Below are 8,151 nucleotides of genomic sequence, written 5' to 3' on the forward strand. Positions count from 1 at the left end.
CATCGACATCAAGGCGCTGAAGAACTGCATCAACGTGATCGCCAAGCTCGACATCAAGGTCGAGGCCAACAAGATCAGCATCACCGCCAAGGAGGAGGTGCTGATCAACGGGGGCACCAGCTACACCCGGTGGAACGCGAGTGGGATCGAGAGCGGCACCAAGGGGCTGTGGCGCGAGCATGCGTCGCAGCACAGCCTGGTCGGCCCCAACAGCCTGGGCTCGCCGACGCTGCCCGAGACGATGAAGCTGGGCAAGGGGCAACTGGACCTCTTCAACCACTACCTCAAGCCTGACGGCGACAAGCGTCAGGGGGTCAAGCAGGGGGAGTACACGGTGACGGATGCCGAGGGCGGGGTGCACAAGGGCAGTCTGGATGCGCAGGGGTTTGCGAGCGTGGCGGGGCTGCCGATCGGCACGGCCAAGGTGGTGTTCGGCAAGGATCCGAGGAGTTCGTGGGAAGAGGCGAGTCACTTCCCGGATTCGGAGAAGTGGGCGGGGGACCTTGGCGGGAGCGGCTTGCCTCTGAACCCGCCAGCGTCTTTCGTTGCGGCGCCAAAGGGTGGGGGCGGCAGTCCGTCGTCGAAGCTGGGTACCGGCGTAGACGAATTTGTGGCCAAGTCGCCCACTCTGCAGAAAGACCTGGAAAAGCTGAAGAGTGCGGGTTGGTCGATTGACTACGGGGAAGTCGGCAAAGGATCGTATGCCGACAGGGCCGCAAAAATCATCAATCTTGATGGTGCGCTCGTGGATGATCCTGCACGGGCGACGCAAATTCTGGCTCACGAGACTGGGCACGCGCTGTATCCGTACAAGGAGAATTTGTCGTCGAAAGCGGCCTACGTGAATGGCTGTCTGGCGGACGAGGGTGCGGCAACCTTGAACAACATAAAAGTCCAGAGAGAAATAATCGCCAATGGCGGCGAAGACATTGGAATCGCGGGTGATTCAAAAAATCATGCCGCCTACAACGGGGCCTATGACAAGTTTCTTGGTGACAAGAACAAGCAGGCTGCCATCAATTCGATTGGCAAGATATTCGGAAACAACGAAATAACTTCGACGACAAACCAGCCCTACGCGGATTACTATGGAAGCTACTATCCCGGGAAGTCACGTGGGAAGAAATAGCATCTTCAAGCTGGCTGCGGCTATTTCTGCAGCATCAATGCTGTTCGGATGGGCCAACAACGGAGTCACCCAAACCATGAATGATTCACCCAAAAGCAATTCGATGACTCTCTGGGAGCTGGTTGGAACGCTGAAAACTCGCCTGCCGTATACCAAGGAAAAAATCGAGACCGCCATCAATTCAAAACTGTCTGAAATCGAATCGAACAACGACGCGTTCCATTTTTATCGGGGCGGAGATGTTCAGCTTCGAGATGGCGTTGTCATATCGAAGATCGATTTGCGCATCAAGCGCACCGGAATTCATCCCGGGTTTCTGGTCGTTGAGATAGCCGGGACGTGCGTTCCCCTGGACAGCATCCAGAGGCACTACGCAAGACTGGAAACGACGGGTGTCCCGCGCGGCCGCTCTCTCGAAGAGGCCACGACTTACTCTTCATCTGAATCGTGGGGCAAGGTGTCGTTCGGGTTTCGTGAGAAGAACCCCGGCTGCCTTGCCTACATTGCGTTTGACCCCAAGACGTAGATCGGCGGGGTCGGCGTCCTGCCGAGGAGGTTGGCAAGTCGGCAGTTGGTGATGAGAGGGATGGGTCCTTGAGGGATGCAATCAAGGACCGGCGCCGATCAATGAAATCGGCAGTGCGCATTTGAATCAGGGATAGAACAAGAAATGGCAGAACAGGGAGCCCCGGCACCAGCGCCGGAGACGAAGGAGCGCGAGCGGCAAAAGGCCGTGGCGCCGCTGGACACCATCGCCCCGCAGGACATCGCCGCGGCCAGCAAGTTCGTGGACGACTGGCTGCGCGGCTTCACCGGTGGTTACGTCACGCTGGAGCGCCTGACGATGGTGCTGGGCAGCATCCCCGTGGTCGGCAACATCATGGCGCTGGTCGATGTCTTCGTCGACGTCATTGTCATCTTCGAGAAGAAGGCCAAGGACTCCATCGACGAGTTCATGAACTGGGTCAGCCTGGGCATCAACCTGATCGGATTGATCCCGCTGCCGGTGAACATGGCCGCCGCCCGCATGAGCCTGCGCCCGACATTGCATCTGGTCAGGCAGCAACTCCGGAACACCGCCTCCAACCTCGGCGAGGCCCTGATCACGGTGCTGACCTCGCACCTGAACGCAACCCTCGCGGGCACGCTGGACAAGCACATCGAGGAAGCCATCGGGCTGCTGGACGACCTGCTGAAGAAATGCGCCGATCTGTGCGATGCCATCGTCGACAACCTCTGCAGCATCCTCAAGCGCGTGATCGGTCAGGAGGACCTGTTCAACGTCAATCCTCCCGCGCCCGCAGCCAAGGTTCACGACCCGAGGGTGCAGAGCACATGGAACAGCATGTGGGCCTCCGCGGTGCGCATGAGCAAGCAGACCGCCAGCTTCGTTTCCAGGGCAGCGGCCAGCCGCTTGCCCGAGGGGGTCACCTCCCGCATCAACGGCGTGATCGCCAGCCTGACGGACTTCAAGGGCAACTTCCGCAAGAAGCTCGCGCAACTGGGCAATGCCAACGAAGAGCGAAGCCTGAAGTGGCTCATGCACAAGCTGCTGGCGGCCGTCCGGCGCAAGAAGGTCGAACTCGGCGCCTCCATCCCGCCCGCGCATGGCTCGCAAGCCTCGGCCGTCAAGCCCAGCACGCCGCTGGGCACGGTGGCAGTGCAGGCCAATGCCTATGGCGATGGCGGCACCTGCCCCTACCCACCTATCGCCACCAAGCGAGCCATCAACTTCGCTCTCGGCACGGAAAGTTTCTCGCACACGGACTTCGTGCTGCCCGCGCCGCTGGCCATTGCATGGCACAGGACCTACCGCAGCGATCTGGCGGCTTATGACAAGGGCAGCCTCGGCGCACGCTGGACCACGTCCTTCAGCAGTCGCGTGGACATCGCCAATGCGCCGCGAGGCCCGCGCGAAGGGCAGCCGAGCTTCGTGTATCACGACGCCGGTGGCCGCAGCCATGCCTTCCCGGTGCTGGCCGTCGGGCAAAGCCATCGCAACGAGATCGAGCAGATCACTGCCACACGCCTCTCGGAAACCCTGCTCGTGCTGGACTTCGGCCAGCCGATGCCCGCAGGCGAGCAACCCGACTGGCGCGAAACCTACGAACTCGTGGCCAGCAAGCGCAAGACCGATCGCAGCAGCGCGCCCACCCCGCACTTCCGCCTGATCGCCCAGCACGCCCGCGACGGCGCGGCCATCGGCCTGCGCTACGACCACGTGCTCGCCTCCGGCGAAGAAGTCCTCAGCGACATCCTCTCGAAGCAAGGCGATGTGACGCTCGCTCACGTCGGCATCCGCCCCGACGCCACCACCGGCCGCATCGAATCCGCATGGGAACTCAAGGACGGCCAGGTCGTCCGTCAACTCGCTGCCTACACCTACGACGCGTCCGGCGACCTCATTGCCGCGCAGGACGAGAACGGCGCCAGTTGGTCCTACCGCTATAGCCACCACCTCGTCACCCGCTACACCGACCGCACCGGCCGCGGCACCAACCTCCAGTACGACGGCACCGGCCCTGAGGCCAAGGCCATCCGCGAATGGGCCGACGACGGCAGCCTCGACACCCGTCTGGAATGGGACAGGAACATCCGCCTGACCTACGTCACCGACGCCCTCGGCCAGGAGACCTGGTACTACTACGACATCCTGGGCTACACCTACCGCATCGTCCACCCCGACGGCCAGCAGGAATGGTTCTTCCGCGATGAGGCCAAGAACGTCACCCGCCACGTGCATCCCGACGGCAGCACCGACGACTACCTCTACAACCCCTACGGCAACCTGCAGACCCACACCCGCGCCGACGGCAGCCGCGTTCACTTCGAGTACGACAGGAGCCACCGCCTCACTAGCCTCATGGATGGCGAAGGCGCCGTCTGGAAGCACGACTACAACCCCCAAGGCCACCTCACCGAGGAGACCGACCCGCTCGGCCACGTTACCCGGTATGCGTACGACAAGGCCGGCCGCCCCGTGCGCATCACCGATGCCAAGGGCGGCATCAAGAAACTCGCCTACACCCCCAGCGGCCAACTCGCCAGCTACACCGACTGCTCCAACAAGACCACCCGCTGGGACTACGACAGTCGGGGCCGCCTCGCCCAGAGCACCGACGCCGCCGGCCAGACCACCCAGTACCGCTACACCACCCTCAGCGAGCAGACGCTGGCCGCGGCCACTCAGGAAGCCGCCAACCACCCCGGCCAGCTGGAAAGCGTCACCCTGCCCGACGCCACAAAAGAGCAATTCGCCCATGACGCCGAAGGAAGACTGCTCACCCACACCGACCCCCTGCAGCGCCAGACGCGCTACCGCTACGACGCCACCGGCCAGATCGCAGGCCGCACCGACGCCGCCGGCCATACGCTGGTCTACCAGTGGGACAAGCTCGGGCGCCTGACTCAGCTGCAGAACGAGAACGGCGCCCACTACCGCTTCGCCTACGACCCCGTGGGCCGCCTGCTGGAAGAAGTCGGCTTCGACGGCAAGGCCACCCAGTACCGCTACGAGGACACCACGGGAGTCTTGGCCGAAGTCACCGAGGCAAGCTTGCAGACCCACCTGCAGTTCGACCCCTTGGGCCGCCTCACCGGGCGCAAGGTCAACGATCAAGAAGAGACCTTCGGCTACGACCGCAACGGTCGCCTCGTCGAAGCAAGGAACCAGCATGCCAAGCTGCAGTGGTTCCATGACGAGGCCGGCAACCTCACCCGCGAACACCACGCCGACCTGCAAAGAAGCAGCACGGCCGTCTGGCAGCACCGCTACGACGAACTCAACCAGCGCATCGGCACCATCCGCCCCGATGGCCACGTCACCGAGTGGCTGAGCTACGGCTCGGGCCATGTGCACGGTCTCCTGCTGGACGGCGAGGACATCCTCGCCTTCGAGCGCGATGACCTGCACCGCGAGGTCAGCCGGGCCCAGTACAACGGCCTGCACCAGAGCCAGCGCTGGGACCCGGCCGGACGCCTGCTCGCGCAACAGTTGCACCGGGGCACACCGCCAGTCACTCTTACCCGCTCAAGCCCCGCCCCCGTCATCGAGCGCAACTACCACTACGACAAGGCCGGCCAGCTCACCATCATCGGCGACAGCCGAAGAGGCCGACTCGAATACCGGTACGACCCCGTCGGGCGGCTCCTCGAAGCCAACGGGCGTCTGGGCAAGGAGATCTTCGCGTTCGATCCGGCCGGCAACATCGCCGACCCGGTGGCCTTCGACCCGGCCAGCGCGGGCGGCTCGGCCGCCCCGTCCAAGGCCCAGCGCATCCGCATGGTGGCCGCATCAAAACTGATGGACAACCTGCTGAAGGACTACGCAGGCACCCACTACACCTACGACGCGCGCGGCAACCTGATCAAGCGCACCGCCAACGCCCGCAAGACCACCTTCACGTGGGATGGCTTCAACCGGATGGTGAGTGCGAAGACGGAAGAAGGCGAAACCACCTTCCGCTACGACCCGCTGGGACGGCGCATCGGCAAGACCAGCGCAGCAGGTGAAACCATCTTCGGCTGGGACGGGGATGTGCTGGCCTTCGAGAGCACCACAAGGGCAGGAAAAGACAGGCAAGCCGACACCGTCCACTACATCCACGAGAAGGACAGCTTCGTGCCTCTGGTGCAGGCAAGGAGGCCGCAGGCGATCCAGTTGAGCGCCACCACCGATGTGAAGGCGCTGATGCAGGCCAACGGGGGCAAGTACCACATCGACCAAGACCCGCTGTGGAACGGGCAGCAGGAACAGAGGCCAACGGCCTTCACGAAGGAAGAGATTGCCTTCTACCAGTGCGACCACCTCGGCACGCCGCAGGAACTCACCGACCACGAGGGCAACATCGCGTGGAGTGCGAGCTACAAGGCTTGGGGTGAGGCGAAGGAAGTCATCTCCGAGGCGGCCAGGCGATCAGGCATCACGAACCCGATCCGGTTTCAGGGACAGTACCTTGATGAAGAGACCGGGCTGCACTACAACCGGTATCGCTATTACGACCCGAGCAGTGGACGATTCGCCAGCAGCGATCCGATCAAGCTGGCAGGGGGTGCGAACCTTCATCAATATGCTGCCAACCCTGTTGAATGGATTGATCCGCTGGGGTTGATCGGCAACCGCGCAAATAGAAGAGCTGGCGAGATTCTTCAACGCAATGACGCAACCACCGGAGGTCATGCGCATTGTCGACACGGCGCACAAACCACAATGGCTCAGCAAGAGCATCGTGCAATTACAGGTGTCCCGCCGGATAGGCCCAATATGGCTCCAAAACCACAAGGTGGACCAGATTCAACGAAGTATCTGAGCAATGTTGACCAGCTTGACGCGATGCAGCGAGGACGTGTCGAAATGGATAGAACGGGATTGAACGAAGCAACTGTCGACATGGGCCGCACTATTGGTGAAGGCTACCCAGCCGGCGGGGGCCAAGCAACTTCCACGTCTAGGGCTACTACGAGAAGAAATAATTCCAATCAAATATATACCTCCTACCCAAAACTTTAAATGCAACAAGTAAACCTAGCCTATATTAGATTGCTGTATAACCATTTATTTGGCATTTCCGACGATGAATTGCAAGAGAATTTTGACATGGAACAGACAGGCGATCGAGAGACGTTTTTTAGAGAGGCAAAAAAAGATTTCCAGAAATTTGGAAAAAAAACACAGGGCGAAATAGTAAATGCCATTGAATATGTTCTGTCACGCGAAAATCTTGAAAAATATTGGCATCAGATCATTCCGCAAGATCTTCCAGTATTTGTAAGAAATGAAAAGAAGGAGTACGTCAGGGGCCTATTTTTTTGTATAACAGGCAGAATCGCCAACGAAAATCGGTTTACAGAAGATGCAATGGAGCTAGATAAATTACCATCGAACTGGCATCCTAGCGAATAACGTTGAGTTCAACGCCGCAATGTGGCACAAAATAAATCATCACGGCGCACCCCGAGTTGAGTCGAGGAAAACGTAATCATGAAAATCTACCACGGCTACATCCAAGAGATGTACTACTACTTTGCTGTCCATGCGCGACGACGAGCTTGATGATTTCTATATCAACGATGAGCGTTGCCGCGCCAAACTATTTGACGCAATGAAGACCGACTTCGATACCTATGGCCCGCTGAGCAAGCAAAGGGTCCGAGAAGCCATAGAGTTCGTCATGTCGTCCGGCGCCATCGAAAGATATTGGCGCGCTGTGGTGCCGCATGCCGTTCCATTAGACGAGATTGAAGACAAGCCCGGCTTCTTGCGAGCGCTGTATGAGAAGCTCACTGGACAGGCGCCGCCACCCAGAGATTTCGGACCTGATGTAGAACTGGTCGATGCTATTGGCCCTCATGGCATCGATGTGCGAATTTGAAGTCAATCAAAACGAACGACAGGTTCCATATTTCTTGACCGACGTGGAGATCCACGACAAGCAAAAACAAATATGGGCGATGAGCTTTAATTTCAATGATCTGGGTGCGAGAGTGTTTTATGAAGCAGCTGCGCTCGACATGGAAACCGATGCGGTTACGTCCTTAACGACACGGATTCGCTCTCAGTGGGCATCAATGTTTTTGTTATCGAGACGGTTGGCTTTGATGATGGCGACAACGAGGTCTATCCAGCCAATGTCAAGGCCAACAATTTGGAGTTGGGGTACTCGCGCGATCACTTCCAGGACGTAGTTGACTTAGCGTTCAAGCAGAAGCCCAACGCCTTAGCGCATGAAGTTGTTCGTGCGCTGAGCCACTACGCAGAGCACGATGACTTTCTTGATCTGTACTGAACTGAACACGGATGCAGGAGGTGGCTCGAAACCACAGCCAAATCTGAAGTGCAACCCCGACATATGCAATCTCCAAAATGAGTGCCCAAGTAATCATCCGCTCCCACGACCTCTGGCGCAAAGGCATAGCAGGCTGCTGAAATACTCCGCGTCAACTTGAGCCATGCTCTGCGGCGAGAGTACCGTTTCACATCGTGCATTGATCGGTGAGTTCTGAAGCCGTTTTTTGCTGATTTG

The 8,151-nt window shown here is 59.5% G+C and carries 6 protein-coding genes; all 6 read left to right on the forward strand.

Annotated features, from left to right (window positions below; genetic code table 11):
* The coding region (locus tag WKW82_RS39790) for a DUF2345 domain-containing protein (protein ID WP_340348726.1) at positions 1-1,129 on the forward strand (1,129 nt) is incomplete at its 5' end.
* Between the two features lie 76 nt (positions 1,130-1,205).
* Positions 1,206-1,655, forward strand: a complete 450-nt coding sequence (locus WKW82_RS39795) for a hypothetical protein (protein ID WP_340348727.1) — start codon at positions 1,206-1,208, stop codon at positions 1,653-1,655.
* Positions 1,656-1,799: 144 nt separating this feature from the next.
* On the forward strand, positions 1,800-6,638 hold the full coding sequence (locus WKW82_RS39800; RefSeq protein WP_340348728.1) for an RHS repeat-associated core domain-containing protein: 4,839 nt from the start codon (positions 1,800-1,802) through the stop codon (positions 6,636-6,638).
* Between the two features lie 87 nt (positions 6,639-6,725).
* Positions 6,726-7,031 (forward strand): hypothetical protein, encoded by a 306-nt coding sequence (locus tag WKW82_RS39805; RefSeq protein WP_340348729.1) that lies wholly within the window; start codon positions 6,726-6,728, stop codon positions 7,029-7,031.
* 130 nt (positions 7,032-7,161) lie between these two features.
* Positions 7,162-7,500, forward strand: coding sequence for a hypothetical protein (locus WKW82_RS39810; protein ID WP_340348730.1), 339 nt, complete (start codon positions 7,162-7,164; stop codon positions 7,498-7,500).
* A gap of 186 nt (positions 7,501-7,686) precedes the next feature.
* Complete coding sequence (locus WKW82_RS39815) at positions 7,687-7,914, forward strand: DUF7716 domain-containing protein (protein ID WP_340348731.1); 228 nt, start codon at positions 7,687-7,689, stop codon at positions 7,912-7,914.
* The last annotated feature ends 237 nt before the right edge of the window (positions 7,915-8,151 follow it).

Source organism: Variovorax rhizosphaerae (assembly GCF_037889975.1).
Classification (GTDB): Bacteria; Pseudomonadota; Gammaproteobacteria; order Burkholderiales; family Burkholderiaceae_C; genus Variovorax; species Variovorax rhizosphaerae.

Bases quoted from the DNA above. Each gene is read 5' to 3' on its own strand.
- WKW82_RS39795 (WP_340348727.1), top strand. From the start codon at position 1,206: ATGAATGATTCACCCAAAAGCAATTCGATGACTCTCTGGGAGCTGGTT.
- WKW82_RS39800 (WP_340348728.1), top strand. From the start codon at position 1,800: ATGGCAGAACAGGGAGCCCCGGCACCAGCGCCGGAGACGAAGGAGCGC.
- WKW82_RS39810 (WP_340348730.1), top strand. From the start codon at position 7,162: ATGCGCGACGACGAGCTTGATGATTTCTATATCAACGATGAGCGTTGC.
- WKW82_RS39805 (WP_340348729.1), top strand. From the start codon at position 6,726: ATGGAACAGACAGGCGATCGAGAGACGTTTTTTAGAGAGGCAAAAAAA.